Origin of the sequence: Kibdelosporangium philippinense, assembly GCF_021390435.2 — a bacterium.
GTDB classification, from domain to species: domain Bacteria; phylum Actinomycetota; class Actinomycetes; order Mycobacteriales; family Pseudonocardiaceae; genus Kibdelosporangium; species Kibdelosporangium philippinense.
Genome location: NZ_JAJVCN010000003.1, coordinates 1,714,662 through 1,738,042, shown reverse-complemented (window position 1 = coordinate 1,738,042; position 23,381 = coordinate 1,714,662). Strand labels below are relative to the sequence as shown.

General features: G+C 65.1%; 25 protein-coding genes. 17 read left to right on the top strand and 8 right to left on the bottom strand.

What is annotated here, in order from left to right; translation table 11 throughout:
- The first annotated feature begins 77 nt into the window (after positions 1-77).
- Genes LWC34_RS40315 through LWC34_RS40285 form a run of 7 tightly spaced genes read left to right on the top strand, consistent with a single transcriptional unit; the run spans position 78 to position 5,069 of the window.
- Complete coding sequence (locus LWC34_RS40315; protein WP_233730465.1) at positions 78-620, top strand: hypothetical protein; 543 nt, start codon at positions 78-80, stop codon at positions 618-620.
- Positions 617-1,714: a peptidoglycan-binding protein gene (locus LWC34_RS40310; protein WP_233730464.1), complete on the top strand. Its 1,098-nt coding sequence runs from the start codon at positions 617-619 to the stop codon at positions 1,712-1,714. Before LWC34_RS40315 ends, LWC34_RS40310 begins: the two co-directional genes overlap by 4 nt.
- Entirely contained in the window at positions 1,711-2,397 is a 687-nt protein-coding gene (locus tag LWC34_RS40305; protein ID WP_233730463.1) for an ABC transporter ATP-binding protein, read from the top strand. The genes LWC34_RS40310 and LWC34_RS40305 overlap by 4 nt, the downstream gene beginning before the upstream one ends.
- Positions 2,394-3,623, top strand: coding sequence for an ABC transporter permease (locus LWC34_RS40300; protein WP_233730462.1), 1,230 nt, complete (start codon positions 2,394-2,396; stop codon positions 3,621-3,623). Before LWC34_RS40305 ends, LWC34_RS40300 begins: the two co-directional genes overlap by 4 nt.
- Positions 3,620-4,048 (top strand): hypothetical protein, encoded by a 429-nt coding sequence (locus tag LWC34_RS40295; protein ID WP_233730461.1) that lies wholly within the window; start codon positions 3,620-3,622, stop codon positions 4,046-4,048. The genes LWC34_RS40300 and LWC34_RS40295 overlap by 4 nt, the downstream gene beginning before the upstream one ends.
- 60 nt (positions 4,049-4,108) lie before the next feature.
- Complete coding sequence (locus LWC34_RS40290; protein ID WP_233730460.1) at positions 4,109-4,810, top strand: MBL fold metallo-hydrolase; 702 nt, start codon at positions 4,109-4,111, stop codon at positions 4,808-4,810.
- A gap of 13 nt (positions 4,811-4,823) precedes the next feature.
- Positions 4,824-5,069, top strand: a complete 246-nt coding sequence (locus LWC34_RS40285) for a YxzC family protein (protein WP_233730459.1) — start codon at positions 4,824-4,826, stop codon at positions 5,067-5,069.
- Here the strand turns inward: LWC34_RS40285 and LWC34_RS40280 are convergent.
- Positions 5,066-5,629 (bottom strand): DUF7711 family protein, encoded by a 564-nt coding sequence (locus LWC34_RS40280; protein ID WP_233730458.1) that lies wholly within the window; start codon positions 5,627-5,629, stop codon positions 5,066-5,068. The genes LWC34_RS40285 and LWC34_RS40280 overlap by 4 nt on opposite strands.
- Positions 5,630-5,707: 78 nt before the next feature.
- On the opposite strand from LWC34_RS40280, the gene LWC34_RS40275 reads away from it, so the two are divergent.
- Both LWC34_RS40275 and serC read left to right on the top strand, forming a co-directional pair.
- Positions 5,708-7,063, top strand: a complete 1,356-nt coding sequence (locus LWC34_RS40275) for a serine hydrolase domain-containing protein (protein WP_233730457.1) — start codon at positions 5,708-5,710, stop codon at positions 7,061-7,063.
- A gap of 88 nt (positions 7,064-7,151) precedes the next feature.
- A complete protein-coding gene (gene serC, locus LWC34_RS40270; RefSeq protein WP_233730456.1) occupies positions 7,152-8,288 on the top strand; it encodes a phosphoserine transaminase in 1,137 nt (378 codons plus the stop codon).
- 68 nt (positions 8,289-8,356) lie between these two features.
- On the opposite strand, the gene LWC34_RS40265 is transcribed toward serC, so the two are convergent.
- The 6 genes from LWC34_RS40265 to LWC34_RS40240 all read right to left on the bottom strand — a co-directional run bounded on the left by LWC34_RS40265 (position 8,357) and on the right by LWC34_RS40240 (position 14,383).
- A complete protein-coding gene (locus LWC34_RS40265; protein WP_233730455.1) occupies positions 8,357-8,974 on the bottom strand; it encodes a response regulator in 618 nt (205 codons plus the stop codon).
- Entirely contained in the window at positions 8,971-10,152 is a 1,182-nt protein-coding gene (locus LWC34_RS40260; RefSeq protein WP_250109464.1) for a sensor histidine kinase, read from the bottom strand. Before LWC34_RS40260 ends, LWC34_RS40265 begins: the two co-directional genes overlap by 4 nt.
- Positions 10,131-10,943 (bottom strand): ABC transporter permease, encoded by an 813-nt coding sequence (locus tag LWC34_RS40255; protein WP_233730453.1) that lies wholly within the window; start codon positions 10,941-10,943, stop codon positions 10,131-10,133. The genes LWC34_RS40260 and LWC34_RS40255 overlap by 22 nt, the downstream gene beginning before the upstream one ends.
- A complete protein-coding gene (locus LWC34_RS40250; protein ID WP_233730452.1) occupies positions 10,940-11,776 on the bottom strand; it encodes an ABC transporter ATP-binding protein in 837 nt (278 codons plus the stop codon). The genes LWC34_RS40255 and LWC34_RS40250 overlap by 4 nt, the downstream gene beginning before the upstream one ends.
- A gap of 83 nt (positions 11,777-11,859) precedes the next feature.
- Positions 11,860-13,104: a cytochrome P450 gene (locus LWC34_RS40245; protein ID WP_233730451.1), complete on the bottom strand. Its 1,245-nt coding sequence runs from the start codon at positions 13,102-13,104 to the stop codon at positions 11,860-11,862.
- A gap of 133 nt (positions 13,105-13,237) precedes the next feature.
- Complete coding sequence (locus LWC34_RS40240) at positions 13,238-14,383, bottom strand: citrate synthase 2 (RefSeq protein ID WP_233730450.1); 1,146 nt, start codon at positions 14,381-14,383, stop codon at positions 13,238-13,240.
- A 182-nt stretch (positions 14,384-14,565) separates the two neighbouring features.
- On the opposite strand from LWC34_RS40240, the gene LWC34_RS40235 reads away from it, so the two are divergent.
- On the top strand, positions 14,566-15,513 hold the full coding sequence (locus LWC34_RS40235; RefSeq protein ID WP_233730449.1) for an ornithine cyclodeaminase family protein: 948 nt from the start codon (positions 14,566-14,568) through the stop codon (positions 15,511-15,513).
- On the opposite strand, the gene LWC34_RS40230 is transcribed toward LWC34_RS40235, so the two are convergent.
- A complete protein-coding gene (locus LWC34_RS40230) occupies positions 15,421-16,437 on the bottom strand; it encodes a helix-turn-helix transcriptional regulator (RefSeq protein WP_233730448.1) in 1,017 nt (338 codons plus the stop codon). The genes LWC34_RS40235 and LWC34_RS40230 overlap by 93 nt on opposite strands.
- A 62-nt stretch (positions 16,438-16,499) precedes the next feature.
- On the opposite strand from LWC34_RS40230, the gene LWC34_RS40225 reads away from it, so the two are divergent.
- From LWC34_RS40225 to LWC34_RS40195, 7 genes are all read left to right on the top strand, one after another.
- Positions 16,500-18,671 (top strand): ATP-binding cassette domain-containing protein, encoded by a 2,172-nt coding sequence (locus tag LWC34_RS40225; protein ID WP_233730447.1) that lies wholly within the window; start codon positions 16,500-16,502, stop codon positions 18,669-18,671.
- A gap of 258 nt (positions 18,672-18,929) precedes the next feature.
- The gene (locus LWC34_RS40220) at positions 18,930-19,232 is read left to right on the top strand and encodes an urease subunit gamma (protein ID WP_233730446.1); all 303 of its coding nucleotides are present in this window, start codon (positions 18,930-18,932) and stop codon (positions 19,230-19,232) included.
- Between the two features lie 8 nt (positions 19,233-19,240).
- Complete coding sequence (locus tag LWC34_RS40215) at positions 19,241-19,555, top strand: urease subunit beta (protein WP_233730445.1); 315 nt, start codon at positions 19,241-19,243, stop codon at positions 19,553-19,555.
- Entirely contained in the window at positions 19,536-21,254 is a 1,719-nt protein-coding gene (locus tag LWC34_RS40210; protein ID WP_233730444.1) for an urease subunit alpha, read from the top strand. Before LWC34_RS40215 ends, LWC34_RS40210 begins: the two co-directional genes overlap by 20 nt.
- Positions 21,254-21,919 carry an urease accessory protein UreF gene (locus LWC34_RS40205; protein WP_233730443.1) on the top strand — a complete coding sequence of 222 codons (666 nt, stop codon included), beginning with the start codon at positions 21,254-21,256 and terminating at the stop codon, positions 21,917-21,919. Before LWC34_RS40210 ends, LWC34_RS40205 begins: the two co-directional genes overlap by 1 nt.
- Positions 21,909-22,604, top strand: coding sequence for an urease accessory protein UreG (gene ureG, locus LWC34_RS40200; RefSeq protein ID WP_233730442.1), 696 nt, complete (start codon positions 21,909-21,911; stop codon positions 22,602-22,604). Before LWC34_RS40205 ends, ureG begins: the two co-directional genes overlap by 11 nt.
- The gene (locus LWC34_RS40195; RefSeq protein WP_233730441.1) at positions 22,601-23,308 is read left to right on the top strand and encodes an urease accessory protein UreD; all 708 of its coding nucleotides are present in this window, start codon (positions 22,601-22,603) and stop codon (positions 23,306-23,308) included. Before ureG ends, LWC34_RS40195 begins: the two co-directional genes overlap by 4 nt.
- Positions 23,309-23,381: the final 73 nt, after the last annotated feature.

The window sequence follows — 23,381 nt, the reverse complement described above, 5'->3', positions numbered from 1 at the left end:
GTCTCTAGAAATTCGAAGCGAGCGGGTCCGGGCTGTCGGGGGTCGGATCCGCCGTAAAGCGAAAGGGAGACCGGAGAATGGGTGCAAAGTGGCGACTCGCCACGGTGACCGCGTTGTTGGCCTTGGCGACAGCGTGTGGCAGTAGCGACTCCGGCGGCGACAAGGTCGCCTCATTGGGTGGCGACAAGCAAGGCAACGCCCAAGGCAACGAGAACGCCGCCAACGACGGCAAAACCGACGAAGACCGGATGCGTGACTTCGCGAAATGCATGCGTGAGCACGGCATCGACATGCCCGACCCCGGTCCGGACGGCAGTATGTCCGCGACCCGGATGACCGAGGGCGACGCGGAGAAGTGGAGCAAGGCGGGCGAGGCGTGCAACAAGCTGCTGCCCAACGGCGGCAAGCCGAAGCCGCTGTCGCCTGAGGAGTTGGACAAGGCGCGCGCGAAGGCGAAGTGCATGCGTGAGCACGGGTTCAACTGGCCCGACCCGAACCCGGACGGCTCGGTGAGCGGCGGAACCATCGACCTCAGCGGCGACAAGGAGAAGACCGAGAAGGCCTTCAAGGAATGCGGCGTGGAAACGATGGGCGTACCGGCGGCCGGAGGCGGCAGGTGACCGACGAAGGGCCACGGCTGCAGCACAAACGCCGCCGTACTCGCTGGATGATCGCCGGCACGGCCACCGTGGTCGCACTAGGGGTCGGCACGGCGGTCATCCTGACCAGGGTCGGTTCGGGAACCGCGATCGCGGGGCCGCAGGCACCCGCCAAGGTCGAGACGGCCGAGGTGGTCAAGACCGACCTGTCGGACAAGAAGACCGAGAGCGGAAAACTCGGCTACGGACTGGAAACCGCGCTGGCAGGCCGTAAACAGGGCACGATAACCGGCCTGCCGTCGACCGGCGACCAGTTCGACCGGGGTAAAGCAGTGTACAAAGTGGACGCGAAGCCGATTGTGCTTTTCTACGGCGACATCCCGATGTACCGGCCGGTCGGGCCGGGCGTGAGCAACGGCCCGGACGTCAAGCTGGTCGAGGAGAACCTGAAAACCTTGGGGTTCGGCGGGTTCGGCGCGCCGGACGAGAAGTTCACCGACGGGACCGCTACCGCGATCAAGAAGTGGCAGAAGTCGCTCAAGGTCGACCAGAACGGCACGGTCGAGATCGGTGACGTGGTGATCGCGCAAGGGCCGTTCCGGGTGAGCACGCTGGTGGCGAACCTCGGCGCGCAGGGCACCACGGACGTGCTGAAGTACACCGGCGTGAACCGCGGCGTGACTGTCAAGATCAAGGCGGAGCAGCGGGACAACGCCAAACCCGGTTCGAAGGTGACGGTCAGCGTCGGCGGCAAGCAGACCACCGGCACGGTCCAGCAGGTCACCCTTGCCGCGGCGGACAACAACCCTGGCATGGGCGGCGGCGATCAGGACACCAAGTTCGACGTGTCCATCAAGCTGGACGACCCGGGCGCGATCACGGCGCCGGACGGAAGTTCGGCGGACGTCCGGTTCACCACCGTGAGCCACAACGGCGTGCTGGCCGTGCCGGTCGGCGCGTTGCTCGCGCTGGCCGAAGGCGGGTACGCGCTGGAGGTCGTTGAAGGGACCTCGCGGCGGCTGATCCCGGTGCAGACCGGTCTGTTCGCCGACGGCAAAGTCGAGGTCAGCGGCCCGGACGTGCGGGAAGGCATGCAGGTGGTGACCACCTCATGACGACCCCGGTGCTCGCGGTCCGCAACGTCGCCAAGACGTACACCGGCGGGGTGCACGCGCTTCGAGACGTATCCCTGTCCGTCTCGTCGGGCGAACTGCTCGCCATCGTCGGGCCGTCCGGGTCGGGAAAGTCCACATTGCTGCAACTGATGGGCACGTTGGACGTACCGACGTCCGGCCGGGTCGAGGTCCGCGGGCACGACGTCGCGCGATTGAACGACCGCAGGCTCTCGGCGTTGCGGTCGCGCTGGATCGGGTTCGTGTTCCAGCAGTTCTTTCTGACCGAAGGCCTGTCAGCGGTGGAAAACGTCGCCACCGGGCTGCTGTACGCGGGAGTTTCGGCTCGGCGTAGGCACAAAATCGCGATGGGGGCGCTGGAACAGGTCGGACTTGGTTCCAGGGCATGGCATTTCCCGAGCGAGATGTCGGGCGGTGAACGGCAGCGCGTGGCGATCGCCCGCGCCGTGGTGAACCGCCCGGCCATCCTGCTCGCCGACGAGCCGACCGGAAACCTCGACAGTACAACGGGTTCCGGGATTCTATCGCTGCTGCACCAGCTGAACATGGCGGGAACGACGATCGTGGTCATCACGCACGACAACGACATCGCGGCCTCGATGCCACGCCGGATCGAGATGCGTGACGGCCTGTTGCGCCTGGACACCGGGGCGGTGGCGGTATGAGCGTGGTGCTAGACCGGCCATCGGACGCCGAACCGCTGCCATCCCCGCGCAGACTCCGGTCGAAGGACATGCTTCGCCTTGGCCTACACGGAATGCGCACACGTCCACTGAGGGCAGTGTTGTCGGCGCTGGGAATCGCGATCGGTGTGGCCGCGATGATCGCGGTGATCAGCATTCCGGCGTCCAGCAACAAAGCACTGGCCGACCAGATCGCCGCGCTCGGGCCGAACCTTCTTGTGACCAAGCCGGGCCAGACGTTGTTCGCCGAACCGGCGAAACTGCCGGAGACGTCAGTGGGCATGGCTGGCCGGATCGGCCCGGTGACGGGCGCTTCGGCAACCGGGTCAGTCAAGAGCACGGTGCGCCGCAACGACCAGATTGACGCGGGCGAGACGTCCGGTCTCGCCGTGCTGACCACCAAACCGGACCTGCTCGGTGTCCTGAACGGAACACTCCACAGTGGAAAGTTCATCGACGCGGCGTCGGCGAAGTTCCCCGCGGTGGTACTGGGATCGGTCGCGGCGACACGGCTCGGCATCGACCACATCGACCCGGCACACCCGCCGCAGGTGTGGATCGAAGGCCAGTGGTTCACCGTGATCGGCATTCTGAACGCCATGCCGTTGGCGCCGGAGGTCGAGCGGGCCGTGCTGGTGGGCTGGGACGTGGCCAAGGAGAAGCTGGGTTTCGACGGCCACCCGACCACGCTGTACGTGCGTGCGCAGGACGCCAAGGTGCAGGACGTGCGTGACATCCTTGCCGCAACGGTGAACCCGCACCACCCGGAGGAGGTGCAGGTGTCGCTGCCGTCGGAAGCGTTGGCAGCACAGAAACTCGTGGACGAGTCCTACAGCGCGCTGTTCCTTGCGTTGGGCGGTGTCGCGTTGCTGGTCGGCGGTGTCGGTGTCGCGAACACGATGGTGATCTCGGTACTGGAAAGACGCCGTGAAATCGGTTTGCGGCGGGCATTGGGTGCGACCCGGCGGCAGATCCGTGGCCAATTCCTTGCCGAGTCAGTGCTTTTGTCCGGCCTCGGCGGAATCGTCGGCGTGGTGATCGGTATCGCCGTCACAGCGGGCTACTCGTTGAGCCAGAACTGGCCCGCGGTGTTGCCTCCGTTGGCGTTGGTCGGCGGTGTCGGGATTTCCGCTCTGGTCGGTGCGATCGCCGGTGCGTATCCGGCAATGCGCGCCGCACGTCTCCCACCGACATCGGCACTGGCATGAAGGGCCTAGTGGTTGTGGCCGCATTGCTTGCTGCATGCAGTCCTGACTCGGCTGCGTTGCCTGTCCCGAGTAGTGTCGTCAAGTCCGATATAGACAAGATGCGGGACTACAAGAAGTGCATGATCGAGCACAAGGCCGATCTGCCGTACGAAAGCACGGAAAAGCTGGACGTGAGCGCGGCGACGCTGGCCAAGGCCGAGAAGGAGTGTGCGAAGTTCTTGCCGGACACCAAGGGTGGGCCGTTGCCGGTCACCCCGGAAGAGTACGCGGCGAAGCTGAAACTGGCCAAGTGCGTGCGTGACAACGGTGTGCCTGAGTTTCCTGACCCTCGGCCGGACGGGGTTGATGAAGGGATCAAGTACACAACGGATCCCAAGACCGTCGGCAAAGCGTTCGACGCGTGCGCGCGGATAACCATGCGCTGATTCCGTCCGCTCACAGTGAAAAAGATGGCCGCGGCCATGATCCCCGCCTAGCGTGGCGATATGGGGATCATGGCACTGCGGCCGTTTCTGTACCACGTGACATTGAAGTTCGGCCAGGCATACCTCTGGCAGGACGGCGACGAATTCACCTTGATAGACACCGGCATCCCGGGTTCAGCGGAGGAGATTTCCGAAGCGGTACAAGGCTCGGCGATCCGTCGAATTCTCATCACCCACGGCCACGAAGACCATCACGGCTCAGCCGCGGACATTCGCGCGCGGCATGGTGCTCCGGTGCACGTCCACGCGGCGGACGCGGCAGTCGTCCGGGGCGAGGCACGCCCGGCACCGCCGGTCTTGACCGAGTTCGACAAGCCGATCTGGGAACATGTTCAGTCCCTTGGTGTCCCGGAAATAGTGGTGCCACCGTCTACAGTGGATGTCGAGCTGGCTGGCGGCGAGGTGCTCGATTTCGGCGGTGGCGCGCAGATCTTGCACGTGGCCGGGCACACGCCCGGCAGCATCGCGATCTACCTGCCCGAGCACAAGGTCCTGTTCACCGGCGACACCGTGGCGAACGAAGGCGGCGTGATGCTCGGGGTGTTCAACCAGGACGAGGATCAGGCTCTGGCAGGTTTCCGGCGGCTGGCCGAGTTGGACGTGGAGACCGCGTGCTTCGGCCACGGCGCGCCCATTGTCGAAGGCGCGGGTTCGGCCCTGCGTGAAGCCGTTAATTCACACCAGAAACGGCGCCCGATCTAGCAGAATCGGTGTCGTGACCGACCTGGACGCCACCTTCGCCGAGGCCAAGCGTTTGCTCGCTGGCCTGGTGAGTGGCGAGGTCAGCCGCGAGGAAGCCGCCGACTGGGCATGGCCCATGGTCGTTGACGATGAGCGCTACCCCGCCAAGTTGTGGGAAGCGCTCGGATATCTGGCTGGCGCCGATCTGCAAGTGGCGCCAGGCAAGTATCTTCACGGTGAAGCGGACTTCCGAGCGTGGCAGGCGGCTGTCGCGGACTAGCGTGCGTCGAGGATGTCCAAGTAGCCCTTGGTTACCGCATGCAGATCGTCGGCCACAGGTTCCAACTTCCGCGGGCTCCACCGGGTCGTCTCGTAAACCTCCGCCGCCGCACGCATGGCCTTGAGGCTGGTCGCCAACTCCAAGTCCAGCCGGTCCCGAAGCTCGTCAGGACTTGGCGCGGCAACCCGAAACCCGCCAAGGTCACTGAAAGCATCCTCGGCAACACCGTTCTCCACGTCCCACAAAAGCACGGGCTGAACGATCCGGTGGTTCCAAACCGGAACACGCGACGATCGCCAAAACGCGCGCAGCGGATCTTTCAGGCGTGCCGAACGGCTCCACCATGTCCCACCGTCCGGAACGGACAGCCAAGGAACCTCAGGCACGTCAACCACCAACGCCACCTCAGCGAAGTCCAAGTCCGCGTTCGAGGCCACGACGTCGCCAAATGCCCAAAGCTGCACGACCGACAAAGACTCGATCCGGCCGGAAACCGCGTGCATCCGGGCACACTCGTCGGCAAGGGTCCGCAGATGATGGCTGGCTCGTGCCCATTTCACTCGGGCATTCTTGCCCATAGACACCGTTGATGCCCTAGGCGCGGGCGCGCTCCCAGCGAAGCAGGCGAGAATCACGGCATGCTGCCTTCAACTGAGCTGGCCCTGCTTCGCCGCGTCGCGCACGAGCAGGCGACCTGCCGTGCTCCGTCCCTGGTCGCGGCGGTTGTCCGGGAGGGTGGGCTGGTGTGGTCCGGCGCGCGTGGCCGCGTCGACGGCGAGGTGCCGGGGCCGGACACGCAGTACCGGATCGGGTCGATCACCAAGACGTTCATCGCGGTCCTGGTCATGCGGCTGCGTGATGAAGGCAAGCTCGATCTCAACGACCCGCTCGACAAGCACGTTCCCGGCACGGTCATGGGCGACCGAACGCTTGCTCAGCTGCTCTCGCACACGGGCGGCTTGACCGCCGAGTCGCCCGGCGTCTGGTGGGAGCGGTCGCCAGGGTCGGACTGGGCGGCGCTGCAGGCCAGCCTCGGGCCGGAGCACCTGGTGCTGCGAGCGGGCAGCAAGCTGCACTACTCCAACGTCGGCTACGGCGCCTTGGGTGAACTCGTTTCGCGCCACCGGGGCGTGAGCTGGCTGGAGGCGGTCAACCGAGAGCTGCTCGTGCCCTTGGAGATGACACGGACAACCCCGCACCCCGAAGCCCCGCATGCCCTGGGCTGGGCGGTCCATCCACACGCCGACGTGCTGCTGCCGGAACCGGCGCCGGATGCCGGGGCAATGGCGCCCGCGGGCCAGTTGTGGTCGACCCTCAACGACCTCGCCCGCTGGTTGCGGCTGATCGCAGGCGACACCGGCGACGTGCTGCACCCGGACACCATGGCTGAGATGCGGGCGCCGGTGATGGTGGACGACGGCGACCACTGGACGGGCGGGTTCGGGCTCGGCCTGCAGCTCGTACGCGATTCCGGGCGACGGTTGGCCGGTCACACCGGGTCGATGCCGGGCTTCCTGGCGTGCGCGCTCACCGACACGTCCAGCGGAACCGGGTCGTTGGTGCTGACCAACGCCACGTCCGGGGTCGGGATCATGGGCCTGTCGTACGACCTGATGAAGATCGCGGACGAGCAGGAGCCGCAGCTGCCGACCGAATGGGCCCCGGCCACGGTCGTCAACCAGGACCTGCTCGATCTCACGGGCGTCTGGTACTGGGGCGCCGCGCCCTTCCAACTGCGGCTGCTCGACCAAGCGTGGCTCGACCTCGTGCCGATCCAGGGCGGTCGCGCGTCGCGGTTCAAGCCAGCCGGTGACGGCACCTGGACCGGTCTGGATGCCTATTACGCTGGGGAAACACTCAAGGTCGTTCGTGACGCCAATGGCGAGGTCACGCATATCGACCTGGCCACGTTCGTGTTCACCCGCCGTCCGTACGAACCGGCTGGCCCCATCCCCGGGGGTGTCGACCCTCACGGGTGGGGTACGCGACGCTAGGCCACATGACAAACTGGTTACCGCCCGGCAACGGCGCCGGTACCGTCGCAGTTCAATTCGATCCAGATGCGATCCATGAAGAGGCGCCATGACGCAGACCGTTGATCCGACCACTCTGCAGTTGCCCGGTGAGCTCAAGCCGTCCGACGGCCGGTTCGGCTGCGGACCGTCCAAGGTCCGGCCGGAGCAGTTGGCACGCCTGGCTGGCGAGGGCGCGGCCTTCATGGGCACGTCACACCGCCAGAAGCCGGTCAAGTCCCTGGTCGGCAGGGTCCGTGCGGGCCTGCGTGAGCTGTTCTCGCTGCCTGAGGGCTACGAGGTCGTGCTCGGCAACGGCGGCACCACCGCGTTCTGGGACGCTGCCGCGTTCGGCCTGGTGAACGACAAGGCCCAGCACTTCACCAACGGCGAGTTCTCCTCGAAGTTCGCCAAGGTCACCAACGAAGCCCCGTTCCTTTCCGACTCGATCGTGATCAAGGCAGAGCCGGGCACCGCGCCGGAGATCACGTACTCCGAAGGCGCCGACCTGGTCGCGTGGGCGCAGAACGAGACCTCGACCGGTGTGATCATGCCGGTCGTGCGGCCCGCCGGTTCCGGTGACGCGCTCATTGCTGTGGACGCCACCAGCGCCGCTGGCGGTGTGCCGGTGGACATCGCGGAGACGGACGTCTACTACTTCGCGCCGCAGAAGAACTTCGCCTCCGACGGCGGCCTGTGGATCGCGCTGATGTCCCCCGCGGCTCTCGAGCGGGTGTCGTCGATCGCCGCGAGCGGCCGCTGGGTGCCGGAATTCCTTTCGCTGCCAACGGCTTTGGACAACTCGGTCAAGGATCAGACGTACAACACGCCGTCGGTGGCCACGCTGTTCCTGCTGGCCGACCAGATCGAGTGGATCAACGGCAACGGCGGCCTTGCCTGGTCGACCGCCCGGACGGCCGACTCGTCCACGCGCCTGTACCAGTGGGCGGAGAAGACCGCATACACCACGCCGTACGTGGCCGACCCGGTGAACCGCTCACAGGTCGTCGGCACGATCGACTTCGCTGAGGACGTGGACGCCACCGCGGTGGCGAAGGCGTTGCGCGCCAACGGGATCGTCGATGTCGAGCCGTACCGCAAGCTGGGCCGCAACCAGCTGCGGGTGGCGATGTTCCCGGCGATCGAGCCGGACGACATCACCATCCTGACCAACGCGATCGAGTGGGTCGTCGAGCAACTCGGCTAAACCCCCAGCTCAACCCTCGTGAGTGGTTAGCCGCGTTAGAACGCGACTAACCACTCACGAGGTCTTTTTCAGAGCATGCCTTGTTCCATAGCTGTGGTTACCGCTGCCGTGCGGTCCGAGACGCCGAGTTTGTTGAACACGCGCAACAGGTGCGTCTTCACGGTGGTCTCGCTGATATGCAGCGACGCGCCGATCTCGCCGTTGGTCTGTCCTTTCGCGACCAATCGAAGCACCTGAATCTCCCTGGCACTCAAAGATGGCTGCGCGGGCTGACGCATTCGTCGCATCAACCGTCCGGCGACTGAAGGCGCCAGAACAGTTTCACCGCGTGTCGCGGCACGGATGGCGCCAGCGAGCTCGGCGCGGGACGCGTCCTTCAGCAGATATCCGGTCGCGCCTGCTTCCACTGCCCGCAGGATGTCCGCGTCGGTTTCGTAGGTCGTGAGCACGATGACCCGGCTGCTGCCGTCCGAGGACATGATCTTCTCGGTGGCACCGGCGCCGTCAAGGCCGGGCATTCGCAGGTCCATCAGGATCACGTCGGGCTGGTGGGCCGCCGCGAGCGCGACGGCCTCTTCACCCGAACCGGCTTCACCGATGACCGTCAGGTCTGGCTCGGCGTCCAGCATGCCGCGCAACCCTTCCCGGACAACGGGATGGTCGTCGACCAGCAGCACCTTGATCACGTGCAGACCTCCAGTTCGACCGTGGTGCCCGCGCCTGGCGAGCTTGTCACCGACAACGAGCCGCCGACCTGGTCGATCCGCGACCGCATGCCGCGTAACCCGAACCCACTGGTCGCCGCCGACGGATCGAAACCCTTGCCGTCGTCCGTGACCAAGAGGACAACTGAACCCTCCTGATAGGACAGTACAATCTCGACGCTGTCCGCGTCCGCGTGTTTGCGCACATTGGACAGTGTTTCCTGCGCGGTCCGCAGCAGTACTACGTCAATCCCGGTGGTCAGCGGCCGCCGGTCGCCCTGCACGACCACCTCGGCCGCGACACCGGTTTCCTCAGTCAGCTTGCTTGCCTGGCGCCGGATGGCGTCCAGGACAGAACTTTCGGTCAGTTCAGCGGGCGCGAGAGCCGCGACCAAGGCACGGGATTCGGCCAGGTTCTCCCGTGCGGTCCGCACCGCGAGCGACAAATGCTTGCGTACCTGAGATTCGTCCCGGCCGAGCTCCGATTCCGCCGCCTGCACCAGGGTGATGATGCTGGTGAAACCTTGCGCGAGGGTGTCGTGGATCTCGCCTGCCAGCCGTTCCCGCTCCCCGGCGACGCCTGCCTCGTGCGACAGCCGGGAGACCTCGGCCTGGCTGTCCTCCAGCTGTTTGATCAGGTCGCGGCGTTCGACGCTCTCGTCGATCACCTTGTGGATCCAGACACCGATCATCACCGAGAACGACACGCTGATCGCCAGCGGGATGACCGCGTTGAGGATGCTCGAACCGGGATCCCAGACCAGCGAGATCATCATCGAGGTGAAGATCGACGCCGCGGTCAGCACGATCGCCGGGAACAACCGGAGTGTCATGAACAGCAACGGCACCACGGCGAAGAACGAGTACATGCTGAGCGGAACAAGCACCGACGATCCGACGATGCAGCCGAACAGTGTCGCGATGAACAGGTTGCGCCGCCAGCCGAGCCGCTCGGTGACGAGTTCGCGCCTGGCCAGGAACACGTACAGCAGCAGGATCACGGTCAGCAACCCGACCGAGCCGTAGCGTTCCGCCGCGGTCACCCCGTTGGCGACGAACAGCACCAAACAGACGACCGCGACGTAGACGAACGCGAAAAACGTGTCCCACAGCCAGAAGTAGCGATCAGCGGCGTCGGTCACGCTCGTTTGTCGCTCCACCGGAACGTCATCAGGCACAGCACGAGCCCGACGACGCACCAGGCGCCAAGGACCAGTGCCGTCTTGCCCAGTTCCCATGACCCCGCCATTTCGTACTTCGTCATGCTGTCCGGCAGGAAAACCGACCGGAAGCCCTGTGCCGCCCACTTGACCGGGAAGAACGACGCCACCGTGACCATACCCGCGGGCAGCCAGGTGATCGGGTTCATGTAGACGCCGGAGATGAACTGCAGGCCGACGTACGGCAGGTTCGCCACGGCCGACGCGCTCGACGCGGATTTGGCAAGCGACGCGGTGAAGATGCCGATCAGTGAGCAGCTGACCACGGCGAGCACGAAGACCCACGCGAACGTCAGCCACTTGGCCGGATCGGTCGGCAGGTCCAACCCGAACAGCCCGACACCGACCACGAGAACCAGCACGGTCTCGGCGAGGCTGGCGACGAACACCAAGATGATCTTGCCGAGGAAGTAGGACACCGCGGGCATCGGCGTGCCGCGTAGCCGCATCAGGGTGCCGTCCTCACGGTCGAGCGCGACGCTGACACTCAGGTTCACGAACGAGGTCGCGATGATGCCGGCACCGACCATGCTCGCGGTGAGTACCTGGCTTGAGGAAACCCCAGTGTCCTCGTAGACCTGGCTGAACACTGACCCGAGCACGGCGAGGATCCCGGCGGGGAAGGCGAACGTGAAAATCGCCTGTTCCTTGGTGCGGAAGAACAATTTCAGCTCGGTGAGCCCGCGCGCGAGCCCGATGCTGATCGGCGAAGGCAATGTCAAGGTGGTCATCGGCTGCCTCCGACCAGGTCGAGGTAAACGTCTTCGAGCGTCGGCCTTGCGACGGTCAGCCCAGCGAGCTCTCCACCCCCACGGGAGAGCTCGCCGATCAACTTGGTCGGCGTAGCGGTCTGGACCTGCTGTTCCCCGTTCTGGTCAACCCAGCGCACGGTGGCATGCCGCGTCGAGCGCCCGCCGAGTTCGGCAGGCGTTCCCTCGGCGACGATCTCCCCCTTGGCGATCACCGCGACCCGGTCGGCCAGCGCCTCGGCCTCGTCAAGATAGTGAGTGGTCAGCACGATGGTCGTACCGTCGGCGGCGAGCTTCTGGATCAGACTCCAGAACTGCCTGCGTGCCTCCGGATCGAACCCGGTCGTCGGCTCGTCGAGGAAAAGCAGCTCAGGCGTGCCGATGATGCCGAGCGCGACATCGAGCCGCCTGCGCTGACCGCCGGACAGCCCTTTCACCCGAGCGCCCGCCTTTTCCTTGAGGCCACACAGTTCCAAGACCTCCTCAGGCTGCCGAGGCCGAGGGTAGTAACGCGCGAAATGCTGGATCGTCTCCCTGACGGACAGTTCGGCGGCATCGGTCGCGGTCTGCAGCACGATCCCCAACCGCGCCCGCCAAGCCCGGCCGGCCGTACCCGGATCCTGACCGAGCACGGAAACCGTGCCAGCATCCCGTTTCCGATGTCCCTCAAGGATTTCCACAGTCGTTGTCTTACCGGCCCCATTGGGACCGAGTAACGCGAACACCTCGCCGCGGTCGATCCGCAAGTCGATCCCGGCAACAGCCTGGATCGTCGGGTAAGCCTTACGCAGCCCCCGAACCTGTATCGCTGTCATGTCCGCAATGCTCATGGAATCCGGGGGCCGGCGGGACAACCACAGGACTGAATCCCCATGTCCACCGATCGGAGGACAAGCAGTCAGACCCGGACAGGGATAGCACTGAACCCACGGATGCTCGACGAAAGCCGGCGAGCGGGAACACCGTTGAGCTTGATGGTGGCAAACCGTTCAGCCATAGCCCGAAAGGCGACATCACCCTCCAAACGAGACAGTGGAGCGCCAAGGCAGTAATGCACACCGCCCCCAAACGCGAGATGCTCGACGGACCCGGACCTGGTGATGTCAAACCGATGTGGCTCAGGAAAAACCGCCGGATCCCGATTGGCGGCGCCAAGCATGAAAAGCACGGACGCGCCAGCAGGAACCTCCCCGCCATCAAGCTGAACGAGGTCGTGCGTGAACCGCATGAGGACAGGCACAGGAGATTCGTAGCGCAGAACTTCCTCGACGACATTGGTGGCAAGATCCGGCTGTGCCTTGAGAAGTTCCCACTGCTCAGGGTGCTCACTGAACAGAACGGCGGCGTTGCCGATCATGTTGACGGTCGTCTCAAACCCAGCGATGAGCAGAAGCATGCACGTGGTCATGAACTCATCGGCGGTCATCCTGTCCTCGGTCTCCGCCGCGACAAGAATGCTGATCACATCGTCACCCGGATCGACCCGACGCTCAGCCATGAGCCGAGAGAACAACTGCCTGATGTCGGCATAGGCCGTGTTGTACTCCCGCACCTTCGCCGGAGAGTTCAACCCGTCGAACGCCTCAGCGATGATCATGCCGTACCTCGCGAACCGCCCGGTCTCATTGGCAGGAATACCAAGCAGATCACTGATGACAGTGATCGGCAGGGGATTGGCGAAGTCAGCCATGAGATCGAACTCAGTGCCAACGTGGTCAAGCAAGCGATGAGTGGTCGCCTCGATCCTGCCGCGTAATTCCCGCATCATCTTCGGCCGAAAGGCAGGGGCCGTGATCCTGCGCAGCCGCGTGTGATCCGGCGCATCAAGGACAACAAAGGAGCCCTCAAGGGCATTCGTGCCCAGCGTGAACGGGTCACGCTTCCCTGGCAGCGGCTGAACTTTCACCTGCGGATGCTTGAGCGCCTGAGAGATCAGCGAATGCGAAGTGAGGGCATACATGCCGGAAAGGCCACGGTAGACCGGACCCTTGGCGCGCATGCGTTCGAGCACTGGATATGGGTTGTCGTGAAACCTCTTGGTGTCGGTGGCGGCGATGAGATCACCGGCCTCGGCAAGCACCCGAGCAGCAGCCCGAGTGGTGAGGGCGGTGGCGATCCCTCGGACATCACTGAACGACAACATCGTTGCCCCTCCCTGGTGAACATCTCTGTTCATAACTGTACAGAAATGTTCACCACAAGGGGTGAGTGGTCTCGTGAGTGGTTATGCGGGTTCTAACCCGCATAACCACTCACGAGTCCTGAACTGTGGTGGCTCACTGGTGGGCGATGCTGTCCCAGCCCTCGACAGCCTCAGGCTTGCGCGCATCAGGCCCGATGTACCGAGCCGAAGGCCTGATCAACCGCCCGGTCTGCTTCTGCTCAAGGATGTGCGCGCACCACCCAGCCGTACGAGCACACGTGAACATAGCGGGCATCATGTGCGGCGGAACCTCGGCGAAGTCCAAAATCACCGCGGCCCAGAACTCCACGTTCGTCTCGATGGCCCGATCCGGCCGACGCTCCCGCAACTCGGCCAAAGCCGCCTGCTCCAAAGCCGCCGCAGCCTCATAACGAGCAGCCCCAAGCTCCCGGCAAGTCCGCCGAAGAACGCGAGCCCGCGGATCCTCAGCGCGATAAACCCTGTGCCCGAACCCCATCAGCCGCTCACCGCGGTCAAGGATCCCCTTCACGTACCCCCGAGCATCCCCCGAACGCTCAACAGCCTCAATCATCGGCAGCACGCGAGCCGGCGCACCACCGTGCAAAGGCCCAGACATAGCCCCGATCCCACCCGACAAAGCAGCCGCCACGTCCGCCCCAGTCGAAGCGATCACACGAGCGGTAAACGTCGAAGCGTTCATGCCATGCTCCGCCGCGGACACCCAGTACGCGTCGATTGCCTTGATGTGCGCGGGATCCGGCTCGCCGCGCCAGCGGGTCATGAAGCGTTCGGTGATCGTGTCGCACTCGTTGATCCGGCTCTGCGGCACGGCAGGATGGCCGATGCCGCGGGCCGATTGCGCCACATAGGACAGTGCCATCACCGATGCGCGCGCGAGCTGGCCACGCGCTTCCAGGTCCGTGATATCCAGCAACGGCTGGAAACCCCAGATTGGCGCCAGCATCGCCAGTGCCGCCTGTACGTCGACCCGGACATCACCGGTGTGCACTGGGATCGGGAACGGCTCAGCCGGTGGCAGTCCCGGGCCGAAGCGGCCGTCCACAAGAAGTGCCCATACGTTGCCGAATGTCACGTGGCCGACCAGATCTTCGATGTCCACGCCGCGGTAACGCAACGCGCCGCCATCCCGGTCCGGTTCGGCGATCTCTGTCCGAAACGCGATGACTCCTTCGAGACCCGGTTTGTAACCGTCGTCGTCGAAGTCGACATGCGATGGGTTCACTGTTGGTGTCGACATGCGCGGTCGCCTTTCCCAAATGCCCCGACTTTGATACGCGCCGCGCCAACATCTGGATACGAGTCGGCGACACTGCGCGGCCTCATCTTCAAACACTTCTCTTCTCTGGCCAGAGTCGCAACGACACGCGCCGTGGGTTGAGTCACGATTCCGTGAACGATTCAGTCTGCTAGAGCTGGGGCATGCGAATACTCTCCGCCGCGGACATCAAACGCGTCCTGCCGATGGACGAGTGCGTCGAAGTGATGGCCGACGCGCTCACTGCCAGGGCGAAAGGCCTGGTGGAGCAGCCGCTGCGGACCGCTTTCACGCCGTTGTCGACGAACGCGTTCGGTGTCTGGATGCCCGCGTATCGCGGCGGCGATGCCCCACTGTTCGGCACGAAACTGTTGTGCATCGTGCCGGACAATCCGGCGCGCGGGATGGACACGCATCAAGGCGCGGTCACCCTCTTCGACGGTGTCACGGGCGAGCCGCTCGCTTTCATGAATGCTTCGACGATCACCGAAATACGAACGGCCGCGGTGTCCGCGCTGGCGACCCGTTCATTGGCTCGGGAAAATGCCAAAAGCCTCGCGATCATCGGCGCGGGCGTGCAAGCCGAAGCACATTTGCACGCGATTCCCCTCGTCCGTGAGATCAAAGACGCGCGCGTGTTCTCGCCGCGTTCCGCACCCGCGTTCGTGGAACGGATGAATGTCCCTTTCGAACTGAAAGCGGCAGAGTCGGCAGCAGAGGCCGTACGCGACGCGGACATCGTCGTGACCGTGACAACCTCGAAAGAGCCTGTGGTGCAAAGGGATTGGCTCAGCCCTGGCACACACGTCAACGCGGTCGGCGCGAGCACGATCCACCATCAGGAGGTCGACACCGCAACGGCCAAGCATGCCGAGCTGTACGTCGACGCGATGCAGTCCGTGCTGGGCGAGGCCAAGGAGTTCCAGAGCGACCCGCCCGAAGTACGCGGTGAACTCGGCGATCTGTTGATCGGCAAGGCGCCTGGCCGGTCCGGGCCGGAGGCGATCACGATGTTCCGGTCACTCGGCATCGCCACCGAGGACCTCTTCGCGGCCGACTACATCCTGCGTAAGGCCATCGACCTCGGCATCGGCGTCGAAGCGCCGCTCTGACAGCCGGGCGCCGAACCGCGCGCACGCCGCCCGGAACTCGACCGGTTCGTGGATGGTGAAATCCGCGTCCAGCGGAGCAAGACTCAGCACGAGCCAGTGCCACGAATCGAGTCGCAGCACCGCACGAGTTCCGCCTGAAGTCCTGGTCAGCTCGACGTCCTGGTACTTGAAAGCGTCCGCGACTTCTGTCATCGGCGCTTTGATGGTCACCACAACGCGTTTCTGATCTCTGGCAAGGCCTTGGCGCAGGTAGTCGATGCCAGTCTCGGCGGGCAGGGGTCGAGGGGTGAACGTGCGGCCGGTGTTGCGCGGATTCGAGATCCGGTCCGTACGGAAGGTGCGCCAATCCGCCCTGCCGGTGTCCCAGGCCAGCAAGTACCAGCGCAGATTCAGATGGATCTGGCGGTGTGGTTCGACCCGGCGCGCGCTGCCGTCGGCGTAATCGAAGGTCACGAGCTGCGCGTGATGGATCGCGTCCGCGAGCGTGCTGATCGTCTCGGCACTGGTACTCGGCGCCGACACCGCGGTGGTCTCCAGGCTCTCGCGCAGCGCCACAGCCTGGGGTCGGAGGCGTTTGGGCAGGTACTGGTCGACCTTGCCGTAAGCCCGGGTCGCTGCGTCGTCAACGCTGCCCTCGCTGGCGCTGCCGATCGCGGCGATGGTCGCCAGGCCGAGGAGAGTCGCGATGGCCTCGTCGTCGTCCAGGAGCAACGGCGGCATGGCGCGGCCCGCAGCAAGCCGGTAGTAGCCGCCAGGGCCTGGCTGGGTCTCGACCGGGTAGCCGTAGCCGCGCAGCCGGTCGACGTCCCGCCGCAGCGTGCGCGGGTTGACGTCCAGCCGTGCCGCCAATTCGTCGCCCGCGAACGCCTTGCCCGTCTGCAACGCCGCCAGTAGTGCGAGGACTCGCCGCATCACATCGGCCATGACTCCATGGTCGCTGAAATCGCGGACATTTTCTGGCCACATCTGCTCGTACGGTCGGTCGCATGATCCAGATCAGGGGAGCGAGGACCAACAACCTGAAAGGCATCGACCTCGACGTACCGCGTGGTCAGGTGGTGGTGTTCGTCGGCCTGTCGGGCTCGGGCAAGTCGTCGCTGGTGTTCGACACGATCGCGGCCGAGGCCGGATACCAGCTCACCGAGACCTTCCCGCCGTTCACCCGCAACCGCCTGCCGAAATGGACGAGGCCGGACGTCGGCGCGATCGGCGGACTCTCTCCAGTCGTGGTGATCGACCAGCGGCGGATCGGCGGAAACGCCCGGTCGACGGTCGGCACGATCACCGACGCCTGGACCTACCTCAGGCTCCTGTTCTCGCGCGTGAGCACGCCATTGGTTGGCGAGTCGAACCACTTCTCGTTCAACGACCCGGCAGGCATGTGCCCAACCTGCTCAGGCCTCGGCGAGGTGGTAGCCAGCGCGGTCGATCGGTTCCTCGACATGGACAAGTCGCTGAAAGACGGCGCCATCGTGCTGCCAGGATTCGGCAACGGCGGCTACTGGCACTCGCTGTACGCGGACATCTTCGACGTCGAAAAACCCTTGCGCGACTGGACAAAGGAGCAGCGAGACAGGCTGCTGCACGGAACCGAACCCGAAGGCGTCGCACTGCGGTTCGAACGGATCTACCTGCACACCTCGGACAACCTGTCGGACCGGAAGAAAGACGTCATCGCCCGTTTCACCAGGTCGGAGGTCTGCCCGGAATGCCACGGCGATCGTCTGAACGAAGCCAGCCGGACAGCGAAAGTCCTCGGCTACACGATCGGCGAGATGGCCAGGATGGAGATCAGCGAGCTCGCTTCCCTGATCGCCAGGGTCACCGAGGTCGCGCCGGTCGTCGCGGCATTGAAGGACAGGCTGGACGCCATGGTCACCATCGGCCTCGGATATCTGCACCTCGGCCGGGCGACGACGAGCTTGTCCGGAGGCGAATCGCAGCGGATAAAAACGGTCAAACACCTGGGCAGCAGCCTGATCGAGATGCTCTACGTGTTCGACGAACCAACCGTCGGCCTGCATCCGCACGACATCGCGTCGATGACAACCCTGCTCGAACAACTCAGGGACAAGGGAAACAGCGTCCTGGTCGTCGAACACGACCCTGCGGTGATGGCAATCGCCGACCAGATCATCGAAATCGGTCCGCGTGCGGGTGATCAGGGCGGCCAGCTCGTTTTTCAAGGCACCTTCGCCGAGTTGCAGCGCGCCCGTACGCCCACTTCGGCCGCGCTGTCAAAGTCTCGCCCCACCAATGAGAAACCCCGCGAACCGCGCGGAACCATCACCGTCGCCGACGCCACTCGTAACAATCTCAAGAACATCACTGTTGATATCCCGACTGGCGTGATGACCGTGCTTACGGGTGTCGCGGGATCAGGAAAGTCAAGTCTCGCAAGCGAACTGGTCACCCAGCACGACGCTGTCGTGATCGACCAGAAGGCGGTGAGCACCAACCGCCGGTCGACGCCGATCACTTACACCGGCATCGCCACTGCCATCCGGAAGTTGTTCGCACGCCAGAACAATGTTCCTGCGAGCCTGTTCAGCGCCAATTCGTCGGGTGCGTGCCCGGACTGCGATGGCCTCGGGGTCATTTATACGGACCTGGCTTTCATGGACGGCCAGGAGACCGTGTGCCAGACGTGCGGAGGGCGCCGGTTCACGGTCGAAGTACTGCGCCACAGGGTGGATGGACTGTCCATTGCGGACGTAGACGACCTGACGATCGCCGACGCCATCCATAGGTTGTCCGACCCAGCGATCACCAAGGCCCTGCGGCACCTGGACAACGTGGGCCTCGGCTACCTGCGGCTCGGCCAGCCACTCACCACGCTGTCCGGTGGTGAGGCCCAGCGCGTGAAGATCGCCAGGGAGCTGCGCGACACGGTCGCGCCGACGCTGTATGTGCTGGACGAGCCGACGACCGGACTGCATCTTCGCGACATCGACACCCTGCTGAGCGTGCTGGACGGTCTCGTAGCCCACAGCCACACGGTCGTCGTGATCGAACACAACTTGGACGTGATTCGACGAGCCGACTGGTTGATCGACCTCGGCCCCGGCCCGGGCAAGCACGGCGGCCAGATCCTGTACCAGGGGCATGTAGCGGACATTGCCGACACAGCGACGGCGAAAGCCCTCACGAGCACCTGACCAACCCGCTTTGCCCTGGCGAGCACCTGATCAACCCGCTTCGCCCTCGCGCGCCACAATGGACAAGCGCCAGCACAACACCAAAGCCCAAGCGCCAGCACAACACCAAAGCCCATAGGGGAACCCCCAATTTCAACGCTACCGCAGGGGGCCGACAAGTCCGAATCGCCGGAACCGAGTTATCCACAGGCACCCGTCTGAGTTACACCTGTGTTTCCAGATCGGGACAGCGGCGGTCAGCGGTGATAGACCTTGCGCATGCACCTGACCCCGCACGAACGCGACAAGCTGCTGATCCACGTGGCGGCCGACGTCGCACGCAAGCGGCTGGACCGGGGCGTGCGGCTGAACTACCCAGAGGCCGTCGCGTTGATCACCGACCATGTCCTGGAAGGCGCGCGCGACGGCCGAACGGTCACCGAGCTCGTCGCAAGCGGCAGGCACGTGCTGACCCGCGACCAAGTCATGCCGGGTGTGCCCGAAATGGTGGACGCGGTGCAGGTCGAAGCCACGTTCCCGGACGGCACGAAGCTCGTCACCGTGCATGACCCGATCATCTAGGAACACAGATGCGTCCAGGCGAGATCATTCCGGCCGACGAGCCGATCGAGCTGAATCCCGGCAGGCCCCGCACAAGGCTCCGGGTCCGAAACACCGCCGACCGGCCGGTCCAGGTCGGCTCGCACTACCACTTCGCCGCGGTCAACCCTGGCCTCGACTTCGACCGCGAAGCAGCGTGGGGCCACCGGCTCGACATTCCCGCGGGCACGTCCGTGCGCTTCGAGCCGGGGGTCGAGCGAGAAGTGGACCTCGTGCCGATCGCGGGCAACCGCACGGTGCCGGGGCTGAGGAAGGAGTGGTCTGGTGACCTCGATCGATCGTGAGCGGTACGCCGAGCTGTTCGGGCCGACGGTCGGTGACCGGATCCGGCTCGCGGACACGAATCTGCTGATCGAGGTCACCGAGGACCGCAGCATGGGTGCGGGCGCCGGTGACGAGGTGATTTTCGGCGGCGGCAAGGTGATCCGCGAGTCGATGGGCCAGGGTATGGCCACCCGCGCGCAAGGCGCGCCGGATCTGGTGATCACCGGTGTGGTGATCCTCGATCACTGGGGCATCGTCAAAGCGGACATCGGTGTGCGCGACGGCAGGATCGTCGGCATCGGCAAAGCGGGCAACCCGGACGTGATGGACGGCGTCGACCCGGCGCTCGTCATCGGGCCGTCTACGGAAATCCTCGCGGGCAACGGAAAGATCCTCACCGCCGGCGGCATCGACTGCCATGTGCACTTCATCTGTCCACAGTTGACAGACCAAGCGCTTGCTTCAGGCCTGACGACCATGATCGGCGGCGGAACGGGACCGGTGGAAGGCAGCAAAGCCACCACAGTCACGCCGGGCGCATGGAACCTTGGCCGGATGCTGCAGGCGATGCAAGAACAGCCCGTCAACGTCATGTTGCTTGGCAAAGGAAACACGGTCAGCCAGGAAGGCCTGCGCGAGCAACTCCGTGGCGGCGCGGGCGGTTTCAAACTACACGAAGACTGGGGCACGACCCCTGCCGCGATCGACGCGTGCCTCACCGTCGCCGACGAATCCGGTGTCCAGGTGGCGATCCACACGGATACCTTGAACGAAGCCGGATTCGTCGAGTCCACTTTGGAGGCCATCGGCGGCCGGTCGATCAACGCCTACCACACCGAAGGCGCCGGAGGCGGTCACGCGCCGGACATCATCCGCGTCGTGTCCGAGTCGAACGTCCTGCCGAGCTCGACGAACCCGACCCGGCCGCACACCGCGAACACACTGGACGAGCACCTGGACATGCTGATGGTGTGCCATCACCTCAACCCATCGGTGCCCGAGGACCTGGCGTTCGCCGAGTCGAGGATCCGGCCGACCACGATCGCCGCCGAGGACGTGCTGCACGACATGGGCGCGATCTCGATGATCAGCTCCGACTCGCAGGCCATGGGCCGGATCGGTGAGGTGATCATCCGGACGTGGCAGACCGCGCACGTGATGAAGAACCGCCGCGGTTCCCTGTCCGGCGACACCACGGCCGACAACATGCGGGCACGTCGATATGTCGCCAAATACACGATCAATCCCGCGATCGCGCACGGCATCGACAAGTGGGTCGGTTCGGTCGAGGTCGGCAAACTCGCGGACCTTGTGCTGTGGGAACCGAAATTCTTCGGCGTCCGGCCGCATCTGGTGCTGAAAGCCGGATTCACGGCATGGGCCGCGATGGGCGACGCGAACGCCTCGATCCCCACGCCACAACCGGTTTACGCCAGGCCGATGTTCGGTGCCGCGCCATCCGTCGCATTGGACAGCGGATTTCATTTCGTGGCACCGGAAGCGCTGGAGTCCGATTTGGAGAACCTGTTCGGCATCGGCAGAGAACTCGTCGCGGTTGGCGACACCCGCCGCGTGACCAAGGCGGACATGCTGCTCAACGATGCGATGCCGGACGTCCGGGTGGACGCGGACAGCTTCGCCGTGCACGTCGACGGCGAGCTGATCGAGCCGCAACCGGTGTCCGAATTGCCAATGGCACAGCGCTACTTCCTGTTCTGATGCACACAGTTGCCCTGGTCCTGTCCGATTCCCGCTTCCCGGGCGGCGGACACGTGCACTCCGGCGGCCTTGAGGAAGCCGCCACGCGTGGGCTCGTCACGGACATCCCGTCGCTGGGCCTGTTCTTGGTTGGGCGACTGCGCACGGCAGGCGAGCTGTCGGCGATCTTCGCCGCAGCCGCGGTAAAGTGTCACGAATGGTCCATTTTGGACGAAGAACTCGACGCGCGGACACCGTCGCCCGCGCAACGTGAAGCCTCACGAGCACAAGGGAAGGCGACAGTTCGGGCGGGCCGCCGCGCGTGGCCTTCGCCCATTCTGGATTCGCTGATCCAAGCCACCCCGAGGCCCCATCACGCGATCATCGTCGGGGCCTTGACGGACATCGCCGGGGGAGGAGCCGCCGACGCCGCGTTGACGGCGGCGTACCTCTCGGTGAGCGGCCCGGCCAGCGCCGCGATCCGCCTGCTGGGCCTTGATCCCTTCGCCGTCAACGCGGCTGTGACCCGGCTCGGCGACGCGATGCAGACCGTTGCCCAGCGCGCGGTGGCGTCAGCGGACCTGCCGCCGGAGGATTTGCCTGGCCCGGGCGCGCCCGGGCTGGATTTGTTGGCAGAGGCGCATGTGCGTCATCACAAGGAAGAGGTGCGTCTCTTTGCAAGCTGATCATGTGCACACCCATCCGGTGAACTTCGACCCCACGTGGTCCGAACCGGATCACTACGAGCCCACGCCCCCGTCCAACAGGGCCTATCGGATCGGCATCGGCGGACCGGTCGGCAGCGGCAAGACCGCGTTGACCGCCGCGCTGTGCCGGGCGTTCAAGGATGAGCTGAACCTCGCCGTGGTCACCAACGACATCTACACCACCGAGGACGCGGATTTCCTGCGTCGCGCGGGCGTGCTGGACACCGACCGGATCGAGGCCGTGCAGACCGGCTGCTGCCCGCACACCGCGATCCGGGACGACATCACCGCCAACCTCGACGCCGTGGAAACGTTGGAAGAGCGCCACCCCGGGCTCGAGCTGGTGATCATCGAGAGCGGCGGAGACAACCTGACCGCGGTGTTCAGCCGTGGCCTTGTCGACCGGCAGATCTTCGTTGTCGACGTGGCAGGCGGCGACAAAGTGCCGCGCAAGGGCGGTCCCGGCGTGACCACGGCGGACCTGCTGGTGATCAACAAGATCGACCTCGCCCGATTGGTCGGCGCCGATCTCGAGGTGATGGCGTCGGACGCGGCCCGGATGCGTGGCGAATTGCCCGTAATCGCCCAATCCCTGACCGAAACGCCGAACGCGCCAGCCGTCGCTGACTGGGTTCGTTCACAGTTGCCAGTGCGCGCCGGATGAAAGCGCACGCGCGGGTCGTCGCCGAGTTCGTCGACGGGCGAACAGTGTTACGGGAACTGCGATCCGAGTCCCCGCTGACGCTCGTTCCGCATCGCGGCAAACCAGGTCTCGTGCACCTGGTCAACTCGGCGTCGGCCCCGCTCGGCGGCGACTCGCTCGACCTCACGTTGATTGCCATGCCGGGCGCTTGGCTGAAAGTGGTCGGTGTCGCCGCGAGTCTCGTCCTACCTGGGCCGCGGCCGGCGACGAGCCGGTTCGCCGTGCACGTCGAAGCGGCCGAAGGGTCCACAGTGGAGTATCTGCCGGACGCGACCATCGTCACGCAGCGTGCTCATCACTCGGCGATGTTCACCGGTTCGCTGGATGCGTCGGCCCGGCTGACTATGCGCGAAATGCTTGTCCTCGGCAGGGAAAACGAATCGCCCGGCCGGTTGAGCACCGAGACGATCGTCCGGCGCGGCCGCACGCCGGTGCTCAACCAGAAGCTGGAGATCGACTCGTTGATCGCCAGTCCGGCCGTACTCGTCGGTCGGCGCGTGCTCGCGACGGATCTCCGTGTGGGCTATGAAGATCCGCCGTCACCTGTCGCTGAGGAATGGTGCTCACTCGTGCCGTTGGCCGCTGGCGGATCACTCACGACCGCCCTAGCCCATGACGCTGTGTCAGCGCGGCAGATGATCGACTCCCTGAATCGATTTTGTTGATCGATCTGGGTGGCTCCGCGTGGGTGTAATCACCATTCGTGCTGTTTCTCCAAACGTTGGGAACCCGTAACGT

What these genes read in the sequence shown, in the direction of transcription:
- LWC34_RS40315 (WP_233730465.1), top strand. Translation starts at nt 78, where the DNA reads ATGGGTGCAAAGTGGCGACTCGCCACGGTGACCGCGTTGTTGGCCTTG.
- LWC34_RS40305 (WP_233730463.1), top strand. Translation starts at nt 1,711, where the DNA reads ATGACGACCCCGGTGCTCGCGGTCCGCAACGTCGCCAAGACGTACACC.
- LWC34_RS40300 (WP_233730462.1), top strand. Translation starts at nt 2,394, where the DNA reads ATGAGCGTGGTGCTAGACCGGCCATCGGACGCCGAACCGCTGCCATCC.
- LWC34_RS40295 (WP_233730461.1), top strand. Translation starts at nt 3,620, where the DNA reads ATGAAGGGCCTAGTGGTTGTGGCCGCATTGCTTGCTGCATGCAGTCCT.
- LWC34_RS40290 (WP_233730460.1), top strand. Translation starts at nt 4,109, where the DNA reads ATGGGGATCATGGCACTGCGGCCGTTTCTGTACCACGTGACATTGAAG.
- LWC34_RS40275 (WP_233730457.1), top strand. Translation starts at nt 5,708, where the DNA reads ATGCTGCCTTCAACTGAGCTGGCCCTGCTTCGCCGCGTCGCGCACGAG.
- serC (WP_233730456.1), top strand. Translation starts at nt 7,152, where the DNA reads ATGACGCAGACCGTTGATCCGACCACTCTGCAGTTGCCCGGTGAGCTC.
- LWC34_RS40255 (WP_233730453.1), bottom strand. Translation starts at nt 10,943, where the DNA reads ATGACCACCTTGACATTGCCTTCGCCGATCAGCATCGGGCTCGCGCGC.
- LWC34_RS40250 (WP_233730452.1), bottom strand. Translation starts at nt 11,776, where the DNA reads ATGACAGCGATACAGGTTCGGGGGCTGCGTAAGGCTTACCCGACGATC.
- LWC34_RS40245 (WP_233730451.1), bottom strand. Translation starts at nt 13,104, where the DNA reads ATGTTGTCGTTCAGTGATGTCCGAGGGATCGCCACCGCCCTCACCACT.
- LWC34_RS40240 (WP_233730450.1), bottom strand. Translation starts at nt 14,383, where the DNA reads ATGTCGACACCAACAGTGAACCCATCGCATGTCGACTTCGACGACGAC.
- LWC34_RS40235 (WP_233730449.1), top strand. Translation starts at nt 14,566, where the DNA reads ATGCGAATACTCTCCGCCGCGGACATCAAACGCGTCCTGCCGATGGAC.
- LWC34_RS40230 (WP_233730448.1), bottom strand. Translation starts at nt 16,437, where the DNA reads ATGGCCGATGTGATGCGGCGAGTCCTCGCACTACTGGCGGCGTTGCAG.
- LWC34_RS40225 (WP_233730447.1), top strand. Translation starts at nt 16,500, where the DNA reads ATGATCCAGATCAGGGGAGCGAGGACCAACAACCTGAAAGGCATCGAC.
- LWC34_RS40220 (WP_233730446.1), top strand. Translation starts at nt 18,930, where the DNA reads ATGCACCTGACCCCGCACGAACGCGACAAGCTGCTGATCCACGTGGCG.
- LWC34_RS40215 (WP_233730445.1), top strand. Translation starts at nt 19,241, where the DNA reads ATGCGTCCAGGCGAGATCATTCCGGCCGACGAGCCGATCGAGCTGAAT.
- LWC34_RS40205 (WP_233730443.1), top strand. Translation starts at nt 21,254, where the DNA reads ATGCACACAGTTGCCCTGGTCCTGTCCGATTCCCGCTTCCCGGGCGGC.
- LWC34_RS40195 (WP_233730441.1), top strand. Translation starts at nt 22,601, where the DNA reads ATGAAAGCGCACGCGCGGGTCGTCGCCGAGTTCGTCGACGGGCGAACA.